General features: G+C 64.2%; 18 protein-coding genes and 5 pseudogenes. 7 read left to right on the plus strand and 16 right to left on the minus strand.

All coding sequences use genetic code 11. The features are described 5' to 3' along the window. Positions 1–50: 50 nt before the first annotated feature. From MNOD_RS40135 to MNOD_RS42485, 5 genes and pseudogenes are all read right to left on the minus strand, one after another. Positions 51–1,748 (minus strand): UbiD family decarboxylase, encoded by a 1,698-nt coding sequence (locus tag MNOD_RS40135; RefSeq protein WP_012631329.1) that lies wholly within the window; start codon positions 1,746–1,748, stop codon positions 51–53. Positions 1,749–1,764: 16 nt separating this feature from the next. Beyond that, positions 1,765–2,399, minus strand: a pseudogene (locus MNOD_RS40140) (UbiX family flavin prenyltransferase). Positions 2,400–2,421: 22 nt separating this feature from the next. Further along, positions 2,422–2,847, minus strand: coding sequence for an SRPBCC family protein (locus MNOD_RS45345; protein WP_012631330.1), 426 nt, complete (start codon positions 2,845–2,847; stop codon positions 2,422–2,424). Positions 2,848–2,917: 70 nt separating this feature from the next. Then, positions 2,918–4,300 (minus strand): CHRD domain-containing protein, encoded by a 1,383-nt coding sequence (locus MNOD_RS40145; protein ID WP_012631331.1) that lies wholly within the window; start codon positions 4,298–4,300, stop codon positions 2,918–2,920. 439 nt (positions 4,301–4,739) lie between these two features. Beyond that, a pseudogene (locus MNOD_RS42485) lies at positions 4,740–5,639 on the minus strand (transposase). A gap of 484 nt (positions 5,640–6,123) precedes the next feature. On the opposite strand from MNOD_RS42485, the gene MNOD_RS50450 reads away from it, so the two are divergent. Beyond that, entirely contained in the window at positions 6,124–6,564 is a 441-nt protein-coding gene (locus MNOD_RS50450; RefSeq protein ID WP_012631332.1) for a hypothetical protein, read from the plus strand. A 613-nt stretch (positions 6,565–7,177) separates the two neighbouring features. Beyond that, on the plus strand, positions 7,178–7,387 hold the full coding sequence (locus MNOD_RS40160; RefSeq protein ID WP_012631334.1) for a hypothetical protein: 210 nt from the start codon (positions 7,178–7,180) through the stop codon (positions 7,385–7,387). A gap of 97 nt (positions 7,388–7,484) precedes the next feature. On the opposite strand, the pseudogene MNOD_RS40165 reads toward MNOD_RS40160, so the two are convergent. The 3 genes and pseudogenes from MNOD_RS40165 to MNOD_RS40170 form a co-directional block, all read right to left on the minus strand. Beyond that, positions 7,485–7,889, minus strand: a pseudogene (locus tag MNOD_RS40165) (ATP-binding cassette domain-containing protein); the annotation flags it as partial. 230 nt (positions 7,890–8,119) lie between these two features. Beyond that, positions 8,120–9,052: pseudogene (locus MNOD_RS50455) on the minus strand (GNAT family N-acetyltransferase); the annotation flags it as partial. Between the two features lie 106 nt (positions 9,053–9,158). After that, the gene (locus tag MNOD_RS40170) at positions 9,159–9,431 is read right to left on the minus strand and encodes a hypothetical protein (RefSeq protein WP_043754086.1); all 273 of its coding nucleotides are present in this window, start codon (positions 9,429–9,431) and stop codon (positions 9,159–9,161) included. A gap of 83 nt (positions 9,432–9,514) precedes the next feature. On the opposite strand from MNOD_RS40170, the gene MNOD_RS40175 reads away from it, so the two are divergent. Both MNOD_RS40175 and MNOD_RS40180 read left to right on the plus strand, forming a co-directional pair. Then, the gene (locus tag MNOD_RS40175) at positions 9,515–9,865 is read left to right on the plus strand and encodes a hypothetical protein (RefSeq protein WP_012631337.1); all 351 of its coding nucleotides are present in this window, start codon (positions 9,515–9,517) and stop codon (positions 9,863–9,865) included. Between the two features lie 291 nt (positions 9,866–10,156). Further along, positions 10,157–10,420, plus strand: coding sequence for a hypothetical protein (locus tag MNOD_RS40180; RefSeq protein ID WP_050783638.1), 264 nt, complete (start codon positions 10,157–10,159; stop codon positions 10,418–10,420). Positions 10,421–10,761: 341 nt separating this feature from the next. On the opposite strand, the gene MNOD_RS50460 is transcribed toward MNOD_RS40180, so the two are convergent. Further along, positions 10,762–10,890, minus strand: coding sequence for a BA14K family protein (locus MNOD_RS50460; RefSeq protein ID WP_341874514.1), 129 nt, complete (start codon positions 10,888–10,890; stop codon positions 10,762–10,764). 174 nt (positions 10,891–11,064) lie between these two features. Here MNOD_RS50460 and MNOD_RS50465 point away from each other — a divergent pair, with 174 nt between their 5' ends. Continuing rightward, positions 11,065–11,259 (plus strand): hypothetical protein, encoded by a 195-nt coding sequence (locus MNOD_RS50465; RefSeq protein WP_012631339.1) that lies wholly within the window; start codon positions 11,065–11,067, stop codon positions 11,257–11,259. A 528-nt stretch (positions 11,260–11,787) separates the two neighbouring features. Here MNOD_RS50465 and MNOD_RS42280 read toward each other — a convergent pair. From MNOD_RS42280 to MNOD_RS40215, 7 genes and pseudogenes are all read right to left on the minus strand, one after another. Continuing rightward, complete coding sequence (locus MNOD_RS42280; RefSeq protein WP_012631341.1) at positions 11,788–12,819, minus strand: lipid II:glycine glycyltransferase FemX; 1,032 nt, start codon at positions 12,817–12,819, stop codon at positions 11,788–11,790. A 246-nt stretch (positions 12,820–13,065) separates the two neighbouring features. Then, positions 13,066–15,369, minus strand: a complete 2,304-nt coding sequence (locus MNOD_RS40195; RefSeq protein WP_012631342.1) for a peptidase domain-containing ABC transporter — start codon at positions 15,367–15,369, stop codon at positions 13,066–13,068. Beyond that, a complete protein-coding gene (locus tag MNOD_RS40200) occupies positions 15,357–16,688 on the minus strand; it encodes an HlyD family secretion protein (protein ID WP_012631343.1) in 1,332 nt (443 codons plus the stop codon). Before MNOD_RS40200 ends, MNOD_RS40195 begins: the two co-directional genes overlap by 13 nt. Before the next feature lie 8 nt (positions 16,689–16,696). Continuing rightward, positions 16,697–17,656 carry a hypothetical protein gene (locus tag MNOD_RS40205; RefSeq protein ID WP_012631344.1) on the minus strand — a complete coding sequence of 320 codons (960 nt, stop codon included), beginning with the start codon at positions 17,654–17,656 and terminating at the stop codon, positions 16,697–16,699. 102 nt (positions 17,657–17,758) lie between these two features. Beyond that, a complete protein-coding gene (locus MNOD_RS47735; protein WP_012631345.1) occupies positions 17,759–17,914 on the minus strand; it encodes a hypothetical protein in 156 nt (51 codons plus the stop codon). A gap of 985 nt (positions 17,915–18,899) precedes the next feature. Further along, positions 18,900–19,409 (minus strand): annotated as a pseudogene (locus tag MNOD_RS40210) (chromate resistance protein ChrB domain-containing protein); the annotation flags it as partial. Between the two features lie 111 nt (positions 19,410–19,520). Beyond that, a complete protein-coding gene (locus MNOD_RS40215) occupies positions 19,521–19,853 on the minus strand; it encodes a transposase (RefSeq protein WP_244424880.1) in 333 nt (110 codons plus the stop codon). A gap of 201 nt (positions 19,854–20,054) precedes the next feature. On the opposite strand from MNOD_RS40215, the gene MNOD_RS40220 reads away from it, so the two are divergent. Both MNOD_RS40220 and MNOD_RS47740 read left to right on the plus strand, forming a co-directional pair. Continuing rightward, positions 20,055–21,389, plus strand: coding sequence for an IS1182-like element ISMno38 family transposase (locus tag MNOD_RS40220; RefSeq protein WP_012631034.1), 1,335 nt, complete (start codon positions 20,055–20,057; stop codon positions 21,387–21,389). Between the two features lie 151 nt (positions 21,390–21,540). Then, entirely contained in the window at positions 21,541–21,702 is a 162-nt protein-coding gene (locus MNOD_RS47740) for a hypothetical protein (protein WP_244424881.1), read from the plus strand. Positions 21,703–21,707: the final 5 nt, after the last annotated feature.

Here is a 21,707-nt window from a genome sequence, read left to right on the forward strand (position 1 = left end):
GGATGGGCTCGGGGTGCAGGTTGAGGGTCTTGTTCTCTCCCTCTAACCGTCTATGCCCCGGTTGCCGCACGCGGCGGCGGCGTGAAGTGCGGCTGGTGGCGCGGGTCGTGGTTTGAGAGTTTCGGCGCTGACGGCGTCGCATCGGCAAGCCCCGAGTCGAGAAAAGCATAGCGGTACCAGGGCGCGTCCGAGCGACGGCCGAGCCGCGGCCTCAACGTGCTGAACGCTTGGTAGATCGGGCGATACGGTTGTCCGTGATAGTGCTCGAGGATTTCCTTCCATGATCGCGGCGCCGCCCGAATGAAAACCTCCATATCTTTCGTCAGTGCATCCTTGTCCATGGAAACGACGCCCTTGGGAATCTGCCCGAGATCGCAGGCCGAGGACCAGTCGTAGGCCGAACGGTCGACGTCACCAACCAGCGGAATGGTGCAATCGAGCCCGATTTTGGAGCAAACGAATGGCTTGTCCGGATCGCCCACCTTGGGATCGGTCGACATCGTATTGCATTGGGGAATAATGATCGTGTCGCGGTCGGGCATGTAGCGGAAGGCCATCGACTGCGCGATGCGTTCGTCATTCCAGATGTCGACGTCGGCATCGAAAACCATCGCGATCTTGGGCAGCCCTTGCTTCGAGCAGGTGAGCATGATCCCAAGCGCCTGCTTGGCATCGCCGCCGCCCTGCGGCTTGATTCTCGCGTAGGCGATGTTGGAGAGGCCAGGGGCCGGGCAGCGCACATCGAGCACGTGGATGCCGCCGGCGCAGAGCGCGCCATAGATGTCGCTTTCGACCGCCGGCAGCTGCAGCATGTTGTCGGTGAAGCCCGGATGCGCCCCGCCGATGGTGGCTGTCTGGTAGATCGCGCCCTTGCGGTAGGTCATGCAGTGGATGACGACACGCGGATTGTGCTTCATGCCACCGCCATACATGCCGGTGAATTCACCGTACGGCCCTTCGTCGTAGACCCATCCCTCTGTCGCCATCACCTCGCCCTCGAGGACGATCTCGGCGTTGGCGGGAACAAAGAGATCGCTGGTTTCGCACTTCACAAGCTCCGCCGGAGCACCATAGAAGCTGCCCAGCACGTCAAAATCTTCGGTCTCTGGTGGCACACCAGCGAGTGCCGCGATCTTGTCCAGCGTCGGCCCGCCGAGGACGATCGCAATCGGCATGTCCTGCCCGCGCGCCTGATATTTCAGCGCGTTCAGCCGCCCGCGATGACTGGCGCAGGTCATGTCGAAGTTCTTTTCGTTGATTGTTCGAAACATCGACCGATAGATGCCCCAGTCCGTCACCCCCGTATCGGGGTCCTTCGACACCACAAGATTGTCATTGATATAGGCGTGGCCATCGCGATCGTGATGCAGGAAGAGCGGCAGACGCGACAGGTCCACGTCCGCTCCCTTGAGGATCACCTCTTTGCATGGGGCGGTCGCCACGATCTTGGGCTTGATCCGGCCCTTCGCAAGCTCGGCAGTCACATTGCCGATTTCCGAACGGGAACAGCCGAGCGCCCAGGCGTACTGCGCGTGGTTGGAATAGGCGTTGGCTAGGAAGGAGAATTCGCAATCCTGAATGCGCTCGACGAAGATCGCCTTGTCGTAGTGCTGCTCCATCAGCATGGGCAATTCGTCGACACGCTTCTCGCCGGGGATACGAACCAGCAAACCGGCCTTCTCCATCGCCGCAACGAATTCAGGCATGCTCTGCTGGCGGCGCAGAGCGGACTTCGGAGTCGCGTCCATATCTGTCTCCTCCGGGCTACTTGGTTGTTATCGCGTCAACGAGAGCCGAAGCGGTGTCGCGCTCGGGTTCGGCCAAAAGCGAGATCGTCTCGCCCCAGCGCGGGAACGTTCCTGTGTCGAGAGCGAACAGATCGAGCACGCGGCCGATCGTTTGATCGACGAGATCGCCGATCGTTCTCGGCCGTGTGTAGAAAGCAGGAACCGGCGGCGCGACGATTCCACCCATTTCCGTGACGGCGAGCATGCTGCGGAGCTGGCCGGCGTGCAGTGGGAACTCGCGCACCAGAAGGACGAGGCGCCGCCTCTCCTTCAATGTCACGTCCGCCGCGCGCGTCAGCAGATTGTCGGTGACGCCGGTTGCTATCTCGCTCAGCGTCCGGATCGTGCAGGGGGCGATGATCATGCCCATCGACGGAAGGACCCGCTGGCGAGGGCGGCTCCGATCTCACCGATTCCGTAATGCCGCGACGCAAGGGCGCGAAGATCGGCGGACGACATGTCTGTCTCATGCGCGCGAGTCATGTCGCCTGCCCTCGAAATGATCAGATGCGTTTCAACGTCCAGCACGCGCAGGACCTCGAGGAGGCGGACGCCGTAGATGATGTCGGTGGCCCCCGTGATCCCGACCACCATTCGCTTGCGCGCACGCATCGCCTCTCTCCATGCAGGAGATTTATGCCGGCGCTCTCAGCGCCGGGTCGGCTTTGCCGCTCTCGAGGTATTGGCGAAGATGATGCAACAGGATCGCCCACGTAGTGTTGCATTTGCGGAAATTGCCGCCCGTGTGCGGCCAACCCCGATGCACAAATTCTACCAGCGTTCGCCCCTTGTCGGCAGGTGAAAATTTGAACGACGCCTCCGTGCCGACCGAGTCGCCTGGACCTTCAAGACATCTCCACACGATCTCAGTGCCCGATTTGGCTGGCTCGATCGCCCAGCGAAAAGTCGGCGCGCCGTCCTCGAATTCGAACCGCAAGGCGCCCTCCGCAACGGTTACCCGTCCACCATGCCATGCCTGCAAGCTGGTTGGCGAAGTCACCGCTTCGCGAATTCGGTCCGGCTCGGCACGCACTTTGATTTCATGATGGATCTCAGCCATCGACCCCTCCTGTGAACGGGCATTCGCCGTCACATCCCTTCCAGCGTCCAGCAGGACCGGCCTTCAGACCTCAACTGAAGCTGAAGTTGTCGGCTGTGAGACTCGAGGCCTGAACGTTCTGTAGCGTGATCGTGTCGCCCGTGCCGTAGGCGATCACCGCATCCGAGCCCTCCTGCCGCAGCGCCGCCTGCACCGCCGCAAACGACCCGAGCGCGCCGTTGTTGAACGCGATCACGTCCCGCTCCGCGCCCCCGGTCACGAAGTCCCGGATCACGTCCTGACCGTCCCCGCGCCCGAACGCGAATGCGTCGGACCCAAGGCCCCCCGTCAGCGCGTCGGCGCCCGCATTGCCGAACAACAGGTCCGCGCCCTCGCCCCCGAACAGCTGGTCGGCGCCCGCCCCGCCCGATAGGTAGTCCGAGCCCGCCCCGCCCAGCAGCACGTCCTCGCCCTGCTCGCCAAACAACTGATCGGCCCCTGCATCCCCGCTCACCAGGTCATTGCCGGTGCCGCCATAGACGCGGTCGTTGCCCTCCCCGCCCGAGACCGCATCGTCGCCGTCATCGCCGAAGAGCAGGTCGTTGCCGGCATCCCCATTCACCTCGTCGTTGCCGAAGCCACCCGAGACGAAGTCGTGGCCCTCGCCGCCGCTGACGAAGTCGTTGCCCCATTCGCCGTAGACCTGATCGTCACCGGCCGCGCCGAAGACGCGATCGGCGCCGGTGCCGCCATGGACGCGGTCGTTGCCCTCCCCGCCATCCGCGACGTCATCGTCATCGTCACCGAAGACGAGGTCGTTGCCGGCATCACCCGAGACGCTGTCGGCGCCGAAGCCGCCCGAGACGAAGTCGTTGCCATCGCCCCCCTGGATCGTATCGTTCCCCACGAGGCCAAGGACGATGTCATCGCCGCCGAGCCCAGGAAGCAATTCATCATCTGCCGTGCCAACAACAGTGTTGTTGTTGTCATCAGCAATCGCGACCAATTGCCCTCGGATCTCGCCTGCGGGGAACTGATTTGTATGGACGTTGAAATAAAGCGGAACCTCTGACCCCACCGTGGCCGAACCAAGCGTGGTGGAGAAGTTGGCAATCGAGACATTTGCCGGGTCCGTTGTTTCCCAGCGACCGCTCACGGTCCAGGAGCCATCCGCATTCGGCACGATCGCAAGATCGTCATTGTCCTGGGCCGGGTTGATCTGCCCGAAGACAACGGGCCCGTTTTGGCCTCGCACTTGGTTGTGGAAATGCGTGCTGGTGGCATCATCAAGGGGCGTTTCGGTCTGAGCCGGACCACCCGTAGCCGGGCCATAATCAACGCCTGTGATGCGAAACGAATAGCTCGCGGCTTGCGCCGTAGTGTCAAAGATGACCGTCCCGGTGCCCCTTGCGGTCGAGCCATTCGGGGGTACTTCCTGGCTGCCTTCGACAATTACGCGGAATGCTGTGGACATGAGTTCCTCCTGTCCGTGTTCAGCACCTGCAGGGCGAGTAGCACTAGGGTACTGCCCCCGCAGGGGCACACATGGAACTGTACGGTTCCGCACCCATCATCAACGAGCCAACCATATTTTCAAGGTTGCCCTGCACGCGGGAGCGTAGAGGTTCCCTGCTTCGGGCCGTACGAGGGGCAAAACCAGTGGCAAATCGCCGAACGGGAACCCACGGGGACAGATAACCAACATTCTCCAGATAGACGGCTCATTCTCCCACACTCAAGGGTAGAGTAATGCCAGGGACGGCTTCTGAACAGCACCAAGGAGCCGACTGAGCCGCTCGATCGACCCGAGCTACTGCTTGCGCCAGCCAGACCCCGTCCGTTCCACCCGCGGAGCGGGACTTCGAACGCACTACTCCCGTCGGGTCCCAGCGTGACCGCCTCCGCGTGCAGGCTCACCATCGCACCACCGGCCTTGGTCGCAGGTCACCGATCAGCGCCAGCATGCGGCGGAACAGGTGGCGCGGCACCGCCACTTCGGCCATCTGGAACACCGTATAGCGGGCGTGAGCAATTACCTTCGCACCACTCTTGACCACCTTCTCGCGAAGCGTGGCCAGCGACCACTGCTCACCCTCGTCTGGCAGGACGAGCGTACGAAAGAAGTTCGCTCGGTTGTACGCGAGCGCATGCAGCTGAAGCCGGACCGCGTTGGCCCGCATTGGCTCGGAAATAGCGCCGCTTTATGGTGTTCAGGTAGCGGGCAACCCCGGGCGCCAGGACCTCCCGCCAGCCCTCGGCGGAGTGGACGTTGCCGGGGCGCAAAGCGCAGCGCTCGAGATCACCGAACTGGTTGAACACGAACAGCGGGTGATAGCAGGGGCAGCCGAAGCGGCCGTTGTAGGCGCTGCCCTCCTGCTCGCCAAAGGTCGGGCTGACGCTGGAGTCCAGGTCGAGCACGATCCCCTTCACCGGGCGACGCGCATGAACGCGGTCGATCCAGCGCCCGGATAGGTCAGTGAGCGCGGACAGGTTTGCCTCTTGGGTCAGCACCTCGGTCTCGAAACGGCCCATCTGGCTGGTGGAGGCCGCACTGTGCGTCACAGCCCGCCCACCCACCACCCAGCGCAGGGCCGGATCATGCGCCAGCCGGTCAGCATCATTCACGTCCTCGTATCCGGCGAGCCGCCCGAAGATCGCTGGGCAGTCAGCGTGTGGCGGCTCTTCTGGCCCGTCCTGGTGTCGGTGAGGACCTCTGCGGCCAGGTCAGTCAGGCCAAGGGCATCATCAAGATCCCGAAAAGGGGGCAGACCAGCATCGGACGTCACTCTCGGACCGTGGAATTCCAGCTTCAGGCGGGGATCGAACGTGACCCGGAGAGCGGCATCGTTTCCTCACCCGCTGCACCGTCCATCTCCAGCCCCGCTGATCCCGACTGCTCCCTTAAAGGATAACCAAAATTCGGTCCTCCAGGTCACCCCACGGCGTGCGCATCTGGGAAATGCGGGACAAAGGGGCAGCCCGTCGCTGCCATGCATGAGCGATGGGTCTTGGCCTGCGAGTGGTCGGCTGAGGCGGGCAAGCCGCTGATCATGGGGCGGGACGTGCCTTGGCCGGACAGGCGCTGAGGCGCTCCGGAAGAACAAGCCTGGGCAGTATCGTGGTGTGCCGGTGTGGGAGTTCGGGCGTGGCTGCGTCAGGTAAGGTGAGCCTGAAGAGCGGCAGCAATAGCTCGAAAGCGTAGGGGCACGCGACCGCAGCGCAGCCATAGTGTTGCTGTGATGCTGGCCACAGCCTAATCGGCCACGGCATGCGGCTGCCATCACCGGCGGGCCGGGGTTGGGCACCCGTGTTCACCACCCCGACCCGCTGCCATCCCCAGGCAAGTGCGCGACCTACTTCGTCGGCCTGCCCGACACGCCCACCATTGGCGAGCTGCTCAAGCTCAAGCGCATCACCAGCGAGCAGATCAACGCGGCAGCCGCAGCCTACATCGCCGACCCCGCGCCGGGCGTGCGTGAGATCGCCAAGAGGGTGAAACCGGACATCGCCGCGGCTGTCGAGGCGCATCCCTATGCGCAGAAGGCGCTCGCGCAGCCTGAGGCAACCGTCCGCGAGAGGAAGAGCGTGGTGAAGCGCGCGATCCTGCTGGCGAGGCCCGCGAGAGTGAGTCGCCCCACACACCGTAGCGGCGTGGCAGGCCAACGGAGCAGTCGACGGTACGGAACGAGAGACGCGCCTCACGAGAAAAGTCCGCCGCGGCAGAACCGGGCGGATTAGAAGTCCGAAACGCAGAGTATGGGTGGGCAGACAACCACACCTGCCGGCGCGGCGCATTCTCCTGCGCTACCGGATCGTCCTTGCGCGCGAGCGGGTCTGCTGGAGCGGGTGGGACGGCACAGTACCTTCTACGTGCCCAGAATGTGACGGCGACAGGCCTGAAGGAGCGCGAGGTCGTCCTCGAAGTACGCGCGGATGCGCTCCGTGCTCACGGAGTCGACCCCCACGCGTGCTGGCGCGCGATCACCACCTGCAGCTGGGTGAGGCACTGCTCGTCGCGGGCGATGTGCTCCTCGATCTGGGTGATCTGGTCGGCGGCCATAGCGGACCTCCTGGCCAGGGATAACGCACGTACCCGGTCAGTCAGACCGGCCGCGCCTAGCCATTCGGGTCCGGCATCTCGCGCGCGAGGACGTCGCCGGCGCGTAAGCCGGTATATGGAAACCAGAGCCTCTGACGCCTCAGACGAGAAAAGCCCGCCACAGCGGGACCGGGCGGGCTGAATCGCTGTCCTGAGCGGAACAGTCCGCCAGCCTGAGCGTATCCAGTGCTGGGCCGCGCTCGCGTGCGCGGCCTCTCCCACCCTCATGCCCGACAGAGCTGGAGACTCATGATGGCCAAGCTCTTCATCGGTAGCGTGCGTACTCAGGGCGGCTACCGGCCGCCGATCACGGTCCGGGCGACCTCTCAAGCCGAAGCGCTCTGGTTTCTCAGAGCGCAGTACCCGCAGGACAGGGTGGAAGCCGTCCTGCCCGCGCTCTGGTGGCCTCCGACCTCGGACACAGGCCGCACGATCGGCGACATTCGCGAGCATCGGTGCTGAGCGAGCCGTGCCGGGACTGCCTCGGCGGGATTGCGCAGCGGCTTGCCAGATGCTGACCGGACGTTGTTCCCGCCTACCGTGAGGGTGAGGACTGCTTTCATCTCCTTCGCTTCGGTCGCGGAGCACCAGGTGTTTGGTGCACCAGAGCGAGTTGTGCTGATGGCGAACGGGTTTCGCCTCCTCCGAAACCGAGCACGTGATCAGCATGGGCAATGGTGGCTGGCCGGAGCGCGACGATGATGCGGGTCATATTGAGCGCACGTAGCGCTTCAGCGATGACAGCCTCGGTTGGCTCATCAAGGTGGCTCGTCGCCTCGTCCAGGAAGAGGATGTCGGGGCGACGGTAAAGGGCGCGGGCGAGGATCGCCCGCTGTTTCTGTCCGCCCGAGAGGGTCGAGCCCATGTCGCCGACGAGCGTCTCGAGGCCCATCGGCATCTTGCGGATATCGTCAAGGATGGCGGCGCGAGTAGCGCATTCTGCGATCCAGCCGGGATCGGGTTTGCAGCCGTAGAAGGTCTTGAACAGGACCGCGGGGAGAGTTGCCGAGTATGCGCTGATCGAATGCGACGCATGGGCGCAAATGTTGTCCATAAAGTTTTGAGACGAGCGATCTGGCTGGCGGCGAACGCAATAACCCGGGCTGAACTGTAGACAATCCGGCCAATAACAGTGGGCTCAATAAAGGAGAAAACATCGCAAGACTGAATTGTCCACTGGAGCTTGTACCCTTCATCTCCTATACCAAGATCGAAAATCTTAATATATTCTGAGTATCGTTTTATCAAAAGATAGAATAAGACCTTCCCCGGAGCATACCTCCTGAACTCGACATCATATGCTGGAACAAGATAGTACAGACGGTCTTTCCAAAAGAAGCCAAACAGTCCTGCGATCGGCAGCCCATTTAGCGTCAAACAGGCAACAAATGCATCTCTATTTTCTCTGATTTGTCTAATGTACCAGTTCTTATAATCGGTATAGTCAATCATTATTTTTGTTCTACTAAATTGCTTCTTCTTGTGTTTGAATATAAAAGCAAGAGCGCGCTCTGCATCGTCCGAGCTCTCGCGATAAATCGTCAGATTGAGTTGCCCCATCTCTTTGAGGCGTTTGATGTTTCTTTCGCAATTTGCCTTTTGGTTGCTCCTAGCCTCGCGCACCTTTCGAAGAGTCGCCTCGAATGGCTGGCCCGCAACGAGGTAGGGTGCAATGGTTCTACTCGCCAGGAGAAACCGCTGCTGGAGAAAGGGGTAGCAGGTGGCGTCCTCTCGCACGTGGTAAAAGGCCGTGGTTCGACAAGAGGCCGATTCCTTGGCGAGATCGATGGCTCTCCTCATGAACTCTTCTGGACGAATTGGCGCATCCGTGTTGAACAAAATATCGCCGTAGTCCAGCACAAGCGGTACAGGAGCCCACGAGAGTATCCGAAATTGGTTGCGTTTGATAACGCAGGCGGGAAGGATTCCAAACGGCACCCCCTGCTCATATCCAATGACCACGGCAGGGCGCTGACAATGGTGCGTAATTGAGAACCAACTACTGACAAACTCATAGGTCTGGAACACATGGGGTGATTCGACCGCCTTCCAGACTGTCTCGAGCGTCGGGATATCAGAGAAGTCTCCGTAAAATTTATATTCAATCTCTGGCATGGCGCCCCTCATCCAACGCGTTAGTGGTCGAAATCTGACACTTCGAACCCACCCCTCTCAGTGCCGGGCCGCATAGCGGTACGGACAGCGATCCTGCTGGCGAGGCCCGCGTGAGCCGTCACACGTAGCGTTTGTCACTCCAGTCCCGCAGTTCGTAGCGCTCAGCGAGCGTCCGAATGTCGTTGGGCTCCAGGATGGAGGTGGGCTGGTCTCCATCCATCACGACAGCCGTCCAGCTCCGCGTGCCGTTCGACGGATCATAGACCACCGTGATGGCAGTGCCCTCGACCTCGACCTGCCCGTCATAGGGCAGCGCCCAGGCTCGCACCTCCCCTTTGTGATCGCACGCCCAGACGATCTGCAGGGTGGCATCCGCACCGGCCATCGGCATCGGCTCCCTTCCATCCACGCAAGACTCACTTGCGGAGCGATGCTAGAACAGAATGAGAACGACCGGCAGCCCCGGAGGCACCCATGCGCCGCGGCCGCGACCGAGACGACGGAGATGGTCCGCCCTCCACCACGGCCGAGTTGCGCGCCGAGGGCATCACCACGGTCGAGGTCTACTGCCGGCGCACCGGCTGCCGGCACCGCGCCGTCATCGCGACGGATCGATTCCCGGATGATCTGTCCTCGGTTCGCTTCGCCTTCCGCCTGCGCTGCTCCCGCTGCGGGGCGCGCCGACCGGAGGTCCGCCGGGACATGCTCGCCCACTATGCTCAGATCCATGCCGAGACCGGCTGGGGCATGAGGGCGTCCGGCCCGCTGCCGGCGCACCACAAGGTGGTCGGGCGAGACGTGCCGTGGCCGGATGAGAAGCGCTGAAACGAAATGAGTCCGCGCAGCCGAAGCTCGCGGGCTCAGTATTGGGGCTTCAATGAGGCATGAAGCACTGCACTGTCAGCACATTGATTGCGGCGAGACATTAACCTTTGTTCATTGAGCGCCGAGTGAGGCTACATGCTGCAAAAAGCCCGCCGCGGCGCTGCCGGGACACCGACCATCAGCGAACCGCTCAACCTCAGGCGCATCGCTGATCGAGATACCCCCTAAGAGCATCGGCAGACGGTTCTGAAACCGGCAATAGTGCGGCCCAAAAGCAAGAAAAGGGAGCGCATGATGCCGCTACACACTGACGAGCGCTGGCACTACGAAGGCGATGCCGCCACGCGCGAGAAGCGGGTCTATTGCGATGACGCGCTGATCGGCAGAGTTCGGCGCTGGCACATGATGGAACCGGACGGGCGGTTCAGCGCGTGGTTTGCATTTGAGCAATGGCAGGATGGCGCGTTCCGTCCAGTTGGCGGCCTGCAAGCTACCTTCGACGAAGCCCTCCTCCATCTGGCCTCCTTGTCTGTACCACCACGCGCTTGCCAGTGAGACGATCCACTCCCCGCCGCGCCTACGACGCGGACGGCCGCGAGATCCGGGCGCCGACGATCGGCGATCTGCGGGCGGAGGACAATACCACTGCGTCCGTGCGCTGCTACGGATGCAGCTACAGGGCGATCATGAGCATCGACCGCTCCCCCCTCCACCTAGGACCGGGCGAGAGGGCGGCGGAATTTAGATTCCGCCGGCGCCGGGGATCCGCCTTCCTGCCCTCTAACCGGCCTCAGCCAGGAGAGCGGCTGTGCTCCGGCACACTCTCCTCGGCCGTTCGCGCGAGAGCACTGCTGGCGCGTAAGCTGCATTCCGATATGCAGGGCGCGCGGGCATCACTATGGGCAAGGATGCCGGCGTCCGTCATACCCAAGGTACGTGCCTGACTTAGGGTCATAGGATTTGAACCGCTGCGCGCAAGCTGCGACCGGATCTACCGTTACGGTCGCCTCACCGGAGGCCGGCACAACCGCGTCGCTTTCGTAGCCGTAACCTGCGGGTGCGTAGCCGCCGTAGTAATAATCAGGGTAGTAGCCGCCCGCGTAGCCATAGCCGAGACTGCCTGCGGCCAATCCAAGCCCGAAACCTACACCCAGCGCACCGTACCCATAGCCACGCCGGTATCCGAAGCGGAGCCTGCCATGAAATCCACCGCGATGGCCGATGAAACCGCCCCGGAATCCAGCACCACGGTAGCCGCCGAAGCCGCTGCGGGCGCCTCCCTCCGCGAGTGCGTTGCCGCCTCGGAAGCCATTGCCGGCCAGTCCGACTCTGCCGCCCCGGAAGCCCGCACCGGCAAGCCCGGCTCCGCCGCTCAAGCCGCCCGCTCCGGCTAGACCGGCTCCGCCACCATGGAAGACCCCGCCGCCTAGCGCACTACCTCAACGGAAGCCTCCGCCCGCAAGCCCAGCACCACCGCGGAAACCTCCAGCTCCCATGCCGGCTCCGCCCCGGAATCCACCGCCTCCGAAGCCGCCGTGGTACCCGCCCGCACCGAATCCGACGGGTCGCGCATCGGCGCTCGCAGGAAGGATGATCAAGGAGCTGGCCATAGCGGCGATGGCGAACAAGGTTTGCTTCATGATCTTACGCCTGAGTGTGCGGTTTTCCTCGTTTCCTGAACGCACTCAGGTGAGGGCAGGTTTCTGCACACCAGTCGCTGGTAGCCGAAAGCCGCCCCAAGACCCTGCTCGGATGTTCGGAAAACGGTCGGATGCAATTGGCGAAGTTGCTAGCGAAGATCCGCCGTGAGAACTTACTGCATTCGATCACTGGAGTCACCGCCATAAGGTGAGTTGTGTCCGCTCGTTTCGCGTTCGTTCCTGAATACCTGCGGACGTGAGCGCCACACCGGCCGAAACGGCTTACTCGTCCTCAGCCTCCTTCCATTCCTGGTATGCGGCGGGATCGTAGATGTGCTCGAGCGTGGGCACGAAGCGAACTTCCCGCCCGCCAAACTTACGCTTGAAGATGCTGAAGTTCTGCCAACCGTCGCTCGGCGCGCCCTGCGGGGTCACACCGAACAGATCGTAGGAGAGGCAGCCGCGGCTCTTTGCCGTCCGCATGATCTCGAAGTGGAGCAGATATGGCGCCATCACGTTGCGGTGCACGTCCCGTGAGCCGCCATAGTAGTACGTTGCCATGCGGCCGCTATATACCACCAGCGCCGTCGCGATCCTTGTCCCCTGGTATTCTGAAAAGAAGATCGAACCACGGTCTGCAGCCAGAAGCCTTGGGATCAAGTTATGAAAGTAGCCGGAGCTGCGTCCATCTTTTCTCCTGCGGTCGAAAGTCTCTCGGTAAACGGCCAAAAAGTCCTCAATCCCCTTGGAGGAGACGTCCTCGACGACTGACACGCCATACCGCTGAGCGACCCGGATGTTGTACCGGCCTTTCGGTTTCATCTGAGCCAAGATGGCGCTCTCGGACGAGGTCAAATCGATATAGAGTGTATCACGGGGAGTGCCATAGTAGTGGCTGGATTTCCGGAATCCCGTCACGAATTCCGGCACGTGCTCCCACCGTGGATTGATGCACAGGTGACTGACCACCCGCTGTTCGGTCTGCCGCTTGCGCTCGATGAATGACATCACCGTACGAAAGACCTGCTCCTGCTCGGAAGGCGAGTCCTCTTCCAGGAAGATTGGGCCGTCAGGGACGATATAGTAGCACTTGCCCGGAGCAAATGAGCGCGCGAGAACCATTGCACCGCCGATGATGGCGTCTCCGTACCGCAGCACCGTCCCGAACTGCTCCCATCCACGAGCGACCTGCAGCGACGTGTACCACGACAGCTGCCGGAAGCCTGGATCAGCCCTTTGTTCGATGAAGGCATCCCACGTCTTCCACCTGTCGAATTCCGAATGCGGCTGCTTAACGGCTACTTCAGCACTCATCACTACCTCTCGCACTCTCGATCAATTGCAATGTCTCAGACACAGACAACCGCTCCTCTACAGGAGCGACACTTGGCTGATCGAGCGAATGACCGGCCAGGAGCACGAAAATGGTAACGCCTACTTCGCCTCTCCGGAGAAGCGCTTCCTGCGGGAGCCTTGGAACGCGGGGCGCCAAGTCCTACGGCGTGGTGCTCGGTCCTCGGAGCAAGATCGCCCGAAGTCGCACCGCCATTGAGGGCGACCTCATCGTAGCCGTCCTGACCGAGCAAGCGCCCGACGCGCACCTCGCCGGGCTCCGCGCCGACGGCGTTTCGTACGTTTTCGCTGGCAACGGCGAACTCGACCTCGGCAAGCTGGGACATCAGTATTCGGTATGGTGAGAGGGGTGGCTGGGGGCAGGTGCAGCTCGTGCAGCTCGGTCGCCTCGTCCGCGCGATGGCAGGAGACCTTGCCGTTGCACAGGGTGATCACCCGGCCCGAGGCGCGGATGGTCTCCGGCCGATGCGCGATCACGATGCGCGTCACGCAGGCGGCCGCAAGGGCCGCGTTGACCGCCCGCTCGCGATCCACGTCGAGATGGCTCGTCGCCTCATCCAGCAGAAGGATCCCGGGCCGCCGGTACAGGGCGCGAGCGATCAGCACCCGCTGCTTCTGACCGCCCGACAGCATCGTCCCCATGTCCCCGATCAGCGTGCTGTAGCCCATCGGCATCTGGATGATGTCGGCGTGCACCGCCGCCAGATCCGCACACTCGACGACCCGCGGCAGATCAGGCTGCTCGGCAAAGAAGCTGATGTTGTCCGCAATCGAGCCGGCGAACAGCTGGTCGTCCTGCATCACCACACCGAGCATGGCGCGGTAGTTCTGGAGACCGATCCGGCTCATCGGCTCGCCGTTGACCAGGATCTCGCCATGGGTCGGCGCCACGAGGCCGGAGAGGATCTTCAGCAGCGTCGTCTTGCCGCCGCCGGAGGGCCCCACGATGGCGACCGACTCGCCGGCCTCGATCCGCAGGCTGACGTTGTCGAGAATCCAGGGCTCGTGCTCGCCGTAGCGGAAGCTGACATGGCGCAGCTCGACCGCTTGCGGCGGGTGGCTCCCTTCCGGCCGAAGGCGCACCGGGCTGCGCGGCTCCGGCTCGGTGAGGGCGATATCGGCCAGGCGCTCCGCATGCAGCCGGAGCATCTTCAGGTCGACCAGCTTGTTGATCAGCTCCGCGACGCGCTCGATGAACTGATCCTTGTACAGGAGGAACGCCAGCAGCAGGCCGACCGACATGGTGTTGGCCATGATGTGGCGTGCGCCGAGCCAGATGATGGTGATCTTCAGAAAGCCGAACAGCAGCCCGTTCGCCGTCTTGAACAGGAACCGGAGCCGCTCGACGGAGAGCTGCCGGTTGGTGGTGGAGACGAGCAGGTTCAACCAGTGCGCGCGCCGCTCCTCCTGCCCGTTGAACAGCTTGATGGTGCGGATGCCGCGCAGGGTTTCGAGGAAGTGGCTGTCGCGCCGCGCCGACCACACGATCGCCTCGGCGGACGCCTCGCGCAAGGGCGTGTAGGAGGCCCAGCGCAGCCCCGCATAGAGCAGGGCGCCCAGCACGGTCACGGCCGCGAGGTCGGGCGCGAACAGGACCATGATCACCAGCGTGATCCCGGCCATGATCCCGTCGATGATGCTCTCGACCAGGTCGGTCGTGACGACCTGCAGGATGGTCTCCTGAGACGAGAAGCGGGAGGTCACGTCCCCGAGATGCCGGCTCTCGAAGAACGTGGCGGGCAGGCTGATGAGATGGCTGAACAGGTTGGCGCGCGACTGGATCTTCAGTGTGGCACTCAGCCCGATCAGCATCCAGCTGCGCATCGCCGTCACGGCGGTTTGGATCAGCAGCAACAGCGAGAAGCCGAGCGCCAGCGTGACAAGCAGGTCGTGGTCGGCGGTGACGAGCGCATGGTCCACCACCCACTGCAGGAAGAGCGGGCTGATGATGGCGAAGACCTCGATGGCCAGCGCCAGAACGACCTGATTGGTCAGCGCCCGCTTCACGCCGACGGTGCGGCCGAGCAAGTGCAGGGCCCGGATCCGCGCCGGGGCCGTGGCCGGCACGAAACGGTCGGTCGGGTACAGCTCCAGCGCCACGCCGGTGAAGTGGCGCGACAGCTGCGCCTTGCTGATGCGGCGGATGCCGACGGACGGATCGTGCACGACGGCACTGCCCCGCGCGACCTTCTGGAGCACGACGAAGTGATTCAGGTCCCAGTGCAGGATGCAGGGCAGCCGCAGCTGCCCGAGCTCCGCGATCTCCAGGCGCAGGGGACGGGTGGCGAAGCCGAGCTCGTCCGCAATCCGCATCAGCTCGTTCAGCGTCGCGCCCTTGAGCGACATGCCGTAGCGGCGGCGCAGTTCGGACAGCCCGGTCTGATAGCCGAAGTAGCTCGCCACCATGGCCAGGCTGGCCAGGCCGCACTCGGCCGCCTCGGTCTGGAGCAGCATCGGGACGCGGCGGCCCCAGCCGAGGTTCAGGCCCTCCAAGGCGCTTACGCGTGCCATGATCCGCTCAAGGTGTAGAGAGGTTCGAGCACCCACTCGATCAGGCGGCGGCTCTCGATCAGCACGTCCGCCTCCAGCTGCATGCCGGGCTGGAGCGCCACGGCCTGCCCATAGGCGACGGCGGTCTGGCGATCGAGCTCGACGGTGACGCGATAGATGGGCTCGTTGCTGCCGAACAACGCCGTCAGTCCGGCCAGGGTCTGGTTGAGCTCCGCCGGGCTCAGGGCGGAGCGGGACACGGTGGTCACCACCCCGCCGTAGAAGCCGAACTTCTGGTACGGGAAGGCCTGATAGCGCAGCAGCACCCGCTGCCCGGCGCGCAGGAAGCCGATGCCGCGGCTCGGGCTGAAGAGCTGCGCCTGCAGCTTGGACCGGGACGGCACGATGCCGAAGAGAGGAATCGAGGTGGTGGCGTTGCCGCCGGGCTCGGCCTGAAGGCCGGTGATCGTGCCATCCTGAGGAGCCGTGATGACGATCTCCCGCCGCGCCTCGGCCTCGATCAGGTCCTGCTCCAGCGCCGCGACGCTGCGCTCGCTCTCGTTCTCCTGGATCTGCCGGCGGAGCGGCACGGCCTGCAGGGTCGCCCACGCCTCGGCCTGTTCGCGCTCCAGAGTTGCGAGGCTGCGTTCCAGCGCCTGGAGCTTGGCGGCCTCGTCGAGGCGTTCCTTCTCCGCCTCCTCCAGCCGGGGGGCGGTGACGATATCCCGCTTGCGCAACTCGCGGAGGCGAACCGCCGTCCTGTCGGCCATCTCGATCTTGGTCTTCTGAAGGCCGACCTCCACTTCCAGATGCTTCCGCTCGGCGCTCAGGATGTCCAGCTTCTTGCGGGCATCGTTGATCTGGTTCTCGAACACTCTCACCTGAACGCTCTTCTCCTGCATCATGCTGTCACGGCGCCGTTTCAGCTGCCGGACGACCTCCTGCCGGGTGGCGCCGGCCGCACTGCTCAGCATCTCCGTCGAGATGACCAGCACCGGGCTGCCCTTCCGAACCGCCATGCCTTCCTGCACGAGGACCTCGGTGATCACGCCGGCCTGCGGGGAGAAGCTCCGGACAACGCCCTGCTCCGGCACGAGCCAGCCGTTGATGCGCGCCTTGCGCGTGTAGGAGCCGAAGACGAGCAGCAGGACAATCGCCATCACTGCCGCCGATGCAAAGAGCGCGAACATCCAATGGGTGAGCCGCGGCTCCAGGAGCACGGTGCCGAGCCATTGCGCCTGCCCTTCGGCCAGGACCTCCGCCCGGAACAGCGACTCGCGGTGGATGGGAAGCTGTTTCTGGCCGGCAGCGAGTTCGGAGTCGGATCCATCCTGGCTCATGGATCAGCCTATGCGTCGTCGAGAGACCTGACGGAATAGTCCTTCACCTCGAAGCTCAGCTCGATGACCTGCGAGGTTCTGCGGACCTGCAGCACTTTGCGGATCCGCGGTTCGAAGAAGTCCTTCAGGAGTGGTGGCCGCGCCGCCCGGAAGTAGAAGCTCGGCGACGCCATGACCTTGCTCGATGCGAGCAGGCCGAGTTCCTCGCCACGGGTCGCGGTCTGGATGATGCAGGGCGCGAACCGGACGCCCATGGCGCGCAGCGCGTAGGCGCGATGGTGGCCGTTGTGGAGGAGCAGGCGCGACTCGGATTGGACGACGCTGAGGAAGTTCGATCCGAAGCCGACGATGAGCCCGACGGCCCCACTCACCGAGCCGAAGGCGGCGTGGTTGGCCAGGTCCTGTGGCTTGAGCAGCAGACATTCGTGGAAGCGCAGATCCGAGGAAGCCGAGACGAACAGGTACCGGCGTGCGCCGGCCTGCCGGATCTGAACGGGCGCCTCGAAGTCACCGAGGGGCTGGCAGAAGCGGAAGAGGGCTTGCGCATTCAGACGATCTCCGGCGCGGGCTTGGAGCCGGTCCGCATGGTCGAGATCGATATGGGATTGCGCCACCACCAGACGGTCGAGTTCGACCATTGCGAAACGGGTCGGCACCTTGTCGAAGGCGCGCCGGTAGCGGGGATCCGCCCGCACCGCGTCGGCCAGCTCGGCACAAGTGGGATCCAGGTCCCGGACCTCGATGGCATCCGCCGCACCCGCCTCGTTGAGCTCCAGGTGATGGTAGTAGTCGTTGGCCGCGCGCCATTCATCGACCAACGCCGAGCGGGACAGGGCGGCGACGCCGACTGCATGATCCTCGACGTAGTCCAGAAAGTCTTGCAGGCCCGGCTGCCCGAGCAACCAAGCTTCCCTGACGCCGACCTGCGGTTCGCCATGAGTCATCGGCCAGTGTTGCCGAGCGTCCATGCCATCCTCCCCAGGCCTACAGGCGGAAAGCTGCGGCCGTCGTTCGTACCCCTTGTCGTGTGCGCACCGGCGGCGATCCGCCGGTGCGCTTGGCCGTTAGGCCTAGCCGTGCCTCTTGCTCTTGGACTTCGAGTGCTTCTTCGAGCGGCTCGCGTGCTTGCTCTTGCTCTTGCTGCCGTGCTTTCTGTCCCCCGAGCCGCAAGATGGCGAGCCCGCCCCATAGACATGGGTCAGTTCGTCGATAGTCAGTTCACGCATTTTGGTTCTCCCGTTTCAACAGGCCGCACTTCTTTCGGCCGAAGCATCGTCTACAACGTGCCTCGGATCCTGTTTTTTGCTGCGGCAGGTTTCTGTAGTTCAGCAATCAAACAGAAACCAGTGCGAAAAGGGGGTATTTTGGATTATTACAAATGTAAGAAAAACATCATGAACTAGCGCGAATAAGATTTGCCCCGCATGCATCAACATGACAGAAGCCAAGCCTTACAGGCATCTAGCGAGGAATATGTATCGCGACCCCGGTGCGTACCGCACCGTGGCTGCAATTGATTGGTCGCGTGTTATGTTATGTTTTTATGTATTTCTGCCTGCTGCGCCAAGCAATGACCTTACGCCGCGGCCGAAGGAGGCGTGCTGGCAGAGCGGCTGCCGGACGGTGCCGAAGCACGCATGGCGGTCCTCCTGTTTGTATCCTCGGCTCGACGGCCGAGCAGGCGTCACCGGTCATCCATTGCCGGAGCGCTGCGTGCCGTTCGCATTGGCTTCGGCCCTGAGCCGGCCATTCTTTCGGGTCGGGTATCACACGCAACTGTGAGTTTCGCTAACAAATTTGAGTTCTCCAGTCAGTTTCGCGTGGATCGGCCACATTGTTGTTCGGCACGACAGCAGGCAGCCGATCACGCCAAGGATGCGCAGCAGTTCTATCTTGAGCATGACCGGATTTACGCGCTGGAGGACGTCGATGACCTGCCGACCGGCGCACCAGATCGCCCCGGCCAGACATCGAGTGCCCTGCCAGGGTACGAGCCATTACCGAGGAGGCGCTTGATGCAAGCTCTTCAGTTGAGAAGCCTTGCCAACAGCGCACCGACTTGCCGCCATTGACGCCGTGTGGTGTTGATTATTCCCTGGGTCGCCAAACAATTTTTCTTGCCGCCTCTGGGCACGCGGCGCAATCCGGCCGGATCCTGCGTATCGGAGAGTTTGACTGAAACCCTCGGATCGATCCTCGCCAGACCCCCGGCTTCGGCTTGTTGGTGGGCCAGTTGTGGGTCTCGTCGGTGGCGTCCCGGCACCAGCGGTAGAAGGCATCGTAAAGCAGCATCCCGGCATCGAGCTGCGCCAGATCGTCGGCATACATCCGCGACAGCCCGAGCGAGGCGGCGAGCAGACCGGCTGCCTCGGGGGCGAGGTCGAGCCGCGCCGTATCGGCGCCGCGCACGATGGCCGCCAGCCGGCGCAGGGGCTCGGTCCCGAGGTTCAGCTCCTCGACCATCACGTCGAAGCTGCACCGCTCGCCCCGGTGGCTCCAGAACACCTCCGGGCTGTCGATGTCGAAGGGCGCGCCACCGAAGCCCTCGGCCACCGCCTCGACCTCGGAGGGGGGCACGAACAGGAACACGGCGGCGGGATCGACGAAGCGGCGGATCAGCCACGGGCAGGCGATGCGGTCGATCTTCGGTCGCGCGCGCGTGACCCACACGGTCCGGCCCAGGGCATCGCGGGCGGGCAGCTTGTCGGCCGGCACCATGGGCAACCGCCGAGAGCAGATCGATGGCGGCATAGCTCATATCGGCGACCGCGACGATCTCTCGCCCCGGCAGCCAGCGCGCGAGCAGGAGCAGCAGCTGGCGCGCCCAGTCGGTCAGCTGCGCGCCTTAATCTTGGTGCCACAGCGCCGCTCAAGGGTCTCGTCGATGCCGACCACCACCGGCCCGCTCGGCACGAACGCCGCGATCAGCAGCCCGAGCAGGCCGCGCGCCGTCGCCTGGGCGCGCCAGCGCCTGCGGCTCAGCACGCGATGCTCGGTGCTGACCGTCACCCCCTCGCGCAAGCCCAGGCTGCTCAGCGCCGCGGTCACGGTCCGCCGCCCGGGCGCGAGCACGGCCCCGGCGACGAGCACCGGCAGGGTGGCGAAGGTCGGACGCGTGAAGCAGGCGGCCAAGGGCGCCATCCAGGTGGACAGGACGGCGGGCACCGTCGGCCGCCTCGGAGGCGACAGGGCTTGCCATGGTGGGCTCCCGGTGGTGTCGTCGTCGGCCCCAACCCCGCCCGCGCCGCAAGGCTTCCCCATGCCGGCCAGAAGCGATCCTCTGCAGGCGCGCATCGAGGCGTTCAACTAGGAGCCCGTCCGAGTAAGTACCTCGACGGCGGCGCTTTGGGATGATTCACTCGGCTCATGGCCAAGGTGTTTCGCTCCTGGGACGTCGATCAGGGCTGGCTGCTGCCACCCTCGCTGCATGAGTTCGTGCCGCCCGGGCACATGGCGCACTTCGTGCGCGATACGGTGCGCGAGGCGCTCGACCTCTCAGCCATTCTCGACACCTACACCGAGGAGCGCGGCTACCCGCCCTACCATCCCGGCATGATGGTGGCCCTGCTCCTCTACGGCTACAGCCGCGGTCTGTACTCGTCGCGTCAGCTCGCCCGCGCCTGCGAGGAGCGGGTTGACTTCATGGCCGTGACCGGCCTGAACCGGCCCGACTTCCGCACCATCGCTGACTTCCGCAAGCGGCATCTGACGGCGCTCTCGGACCTGTTCGTGCAGGTGCTGCGGCTGTGCCGGGCGGCCGGGCTGGTCGGCTTTGCCCACGTGGCGGTGGACGGCACCAAGCTGAAGGCCAACGCCTCGCGCCACAAGGCGATGAGCTACGGCCGGATGAAGGCGGCCGAGTCGACGCTGGCCGCCGAGGTCGAGGCTTGGCTGGATCAAGCGCGCGAGGCCGACGCGGCGGAGGATCGGGCTCATGGGACCGACCATCGTGGCGACGAGACACCGGCCTGGATGGCCGACAAGCAGCGGCGGCTGGAGACGATCCGCGCCGCCAAGGCCGCGTTGGAGGCAGAGGCTGCCGATCCGCCCGATCCGGAGGACGAGGACGGGCCGGGGGCCTCGTCGGGCATGCGCTGGCAAGGTCGGCCCTTGCGGGGCGAGGACGGCGGTCCGCCCGACCGGGCGCAGCGCAACTTCACCGACCCGGACAGCCGCATCCTGCCCACGCGCGACGGGTTCGTGCAGGGCTACAACGGCCAGATTGCGGTTGATGCGGCCCATCAGGTGATCGTCGCGCATCGGCTCGTGACGAACCCCGCCGACTCGCGCGCTCTCGTGCCGCTCGTCGACGGCGTCTGCACCCATCTCGGGCGCAAGCCGCGGGAGGTCTCCGGAGATGCCGGCTTTGCCACCGAGGCGAACCTGGCCGCGCTGCAGGAGCGACGGATCACAGCCTATCTCGCTCCGGGCCGTGCCCGTCACGGCGAGGCGGATGCAGCAGGTCGCCGGAGGCTGACGAAGATGCCCCTGATGAGCGCGATGGCCGTCCGCCTGAAGCGGGCTGGGCGCCGGAGCCGTTACCGTCTCAGGAAGCAGGTCGTCGAGCCGGTGTTCGGGCAGATCAAGCAGGCCAGAGGCTTCCGACAGTTCCTGCTACGTGGGCTCGATCAGGTCCGCGGCGAGTGGGCGATGATCTGCACCGCCCATAACCTCCTGAAGCTGGCGCAGGCCGCGCGCTGAGCCTGTGGCGCAGGAGCCATCCGCCCAGATCTCAACCTTAGTCCCAACGCATCAAACCGTTACTCGGACGGGCTCCTAGGCGCGCGGCGGCGTCGCCGCGCACAAGGCCGGGCGCGGCTACTCGCTGCTCAGCGAGCACACCGGTGCTCCCGTGGCGAGGCTCCGGCCAACCGGCGAGACCGACAAAGTGCAGGTGCTGTGGTGGAATGGGGCCCGCTGGGGTGCCTCAGGGCCATTCGGCATCGCCACCATGCCCCTCGACGCAGCCCTCGACTACATCGCCTCCGAGCCGCTCTTCTGGATCAACGCCTAAACAAA

The organism is Methylobacterium nodulans ORS 2060, assembly GCF_000022085.1.
In the GTDB taxonomy this organism is placed as follows: Bacteria; Pseudomonadota; Alphaproteobacteria; order Rhizobiales; family Beijerinckiaceae; genus Methylobacterium; species Methylobacterium nodulans.

Coding starts and splice junctions, on each gene's coding strand:
- MNOD_RS40135 (WP_012631329.1), bottom strand. CDS start 1,748: ATGGACGCGACTCCGAAGTCCGCTCTGCGCCGCCAGCAGAGCATGCCT.
- MNOD_RS45345 (WP_012631330.1), bottom strand. CDS start 2,847: ATGGCTGAGATCCATCATGAAATCAAAGTGCGTGCCGAGCCGGACCGA.
- MNOD_RS40145 (WP_012631331.1), bottom strand. CDS start 4,300: ATGTCCACAGCATTCCGCGTAATTGTCGAAGGCAGCCAGGAAGTACCC.
- MNOD_RS40160 (WP_012631334.1), top strand. CDS start 7,178: ATGGCCAAGCTCTTCATCGGTAGCGTGCGTACTCAGGGCGGCTACCGG.
- MNOD_RS40170 (WP_043754086.1), bottom strand. CDS start 9,431: ATGCCGATGGCCGGTGCGGATGCCACCCTGCAGATCGTCTGGGCGTGC.
- MNOD_RS40175 (WP_012631337.1), top strand. CDS start 9,515: ATGCGCCGCGGCCGCGACCGAGACGACGGAGATGGTCCGCCCTCCACC.
- MNOD_RS40180 (WP_050783638.1), top strand. CDS start 10,157: ATGATGCCGCTACACACTGACGAGCGCTGGCACTACGAAGGCGATGCC.
- MNOD_RS50465 (WP_012631339.1), top strand. CDS start 11,065: ATGAAATCCACCGCGATGGCCGATGAAACCGCCCCGGAATCCAGCACC.
- MNOD_RS42280 (WP_012631341.1), bottom strand. CDS start 12,819: ATGAGTGCTGAAGTAGCCGTTAAGCAGCCGCATTCGGAATTCGACAGG.
- MNOD_RS40195 (WP_012631342.1), bottom strand. CDS start 15,369: ATGGCACGCGTAAGCGCCTTGGAGGGCCTGAACCTCGGCTGGGGCCGC.
- MNOD_RS40200 (WP_012631343.1), bottom strand. CDS start 16,688: ATGAGCCAGGATGGATCCGACTCCGAACTCGCTGCCGGCCAGAAACAG.
- MNOD_RS40205 (WP_012631344.1), bottom strand. CDS start 17,656: ATGGACGCTCGGCAACACTGGCCGATGACTCATGGCGAACCGCAGGTC.
- MNOD_RS47735 (WP_012631345.1), bottom strand. CDS start 17,914: ATGCGTGAACTGACTATCGACGAACTGACCCATGTCTATGGGGCGGGC.
- MNOD_RS40220 (WP_012631034.1), top strand. CDS start 20,055: ATGGCCAAGGTGTTTCGCTCCTGGGACGTCGATCAGGGCTGGCTGCTG.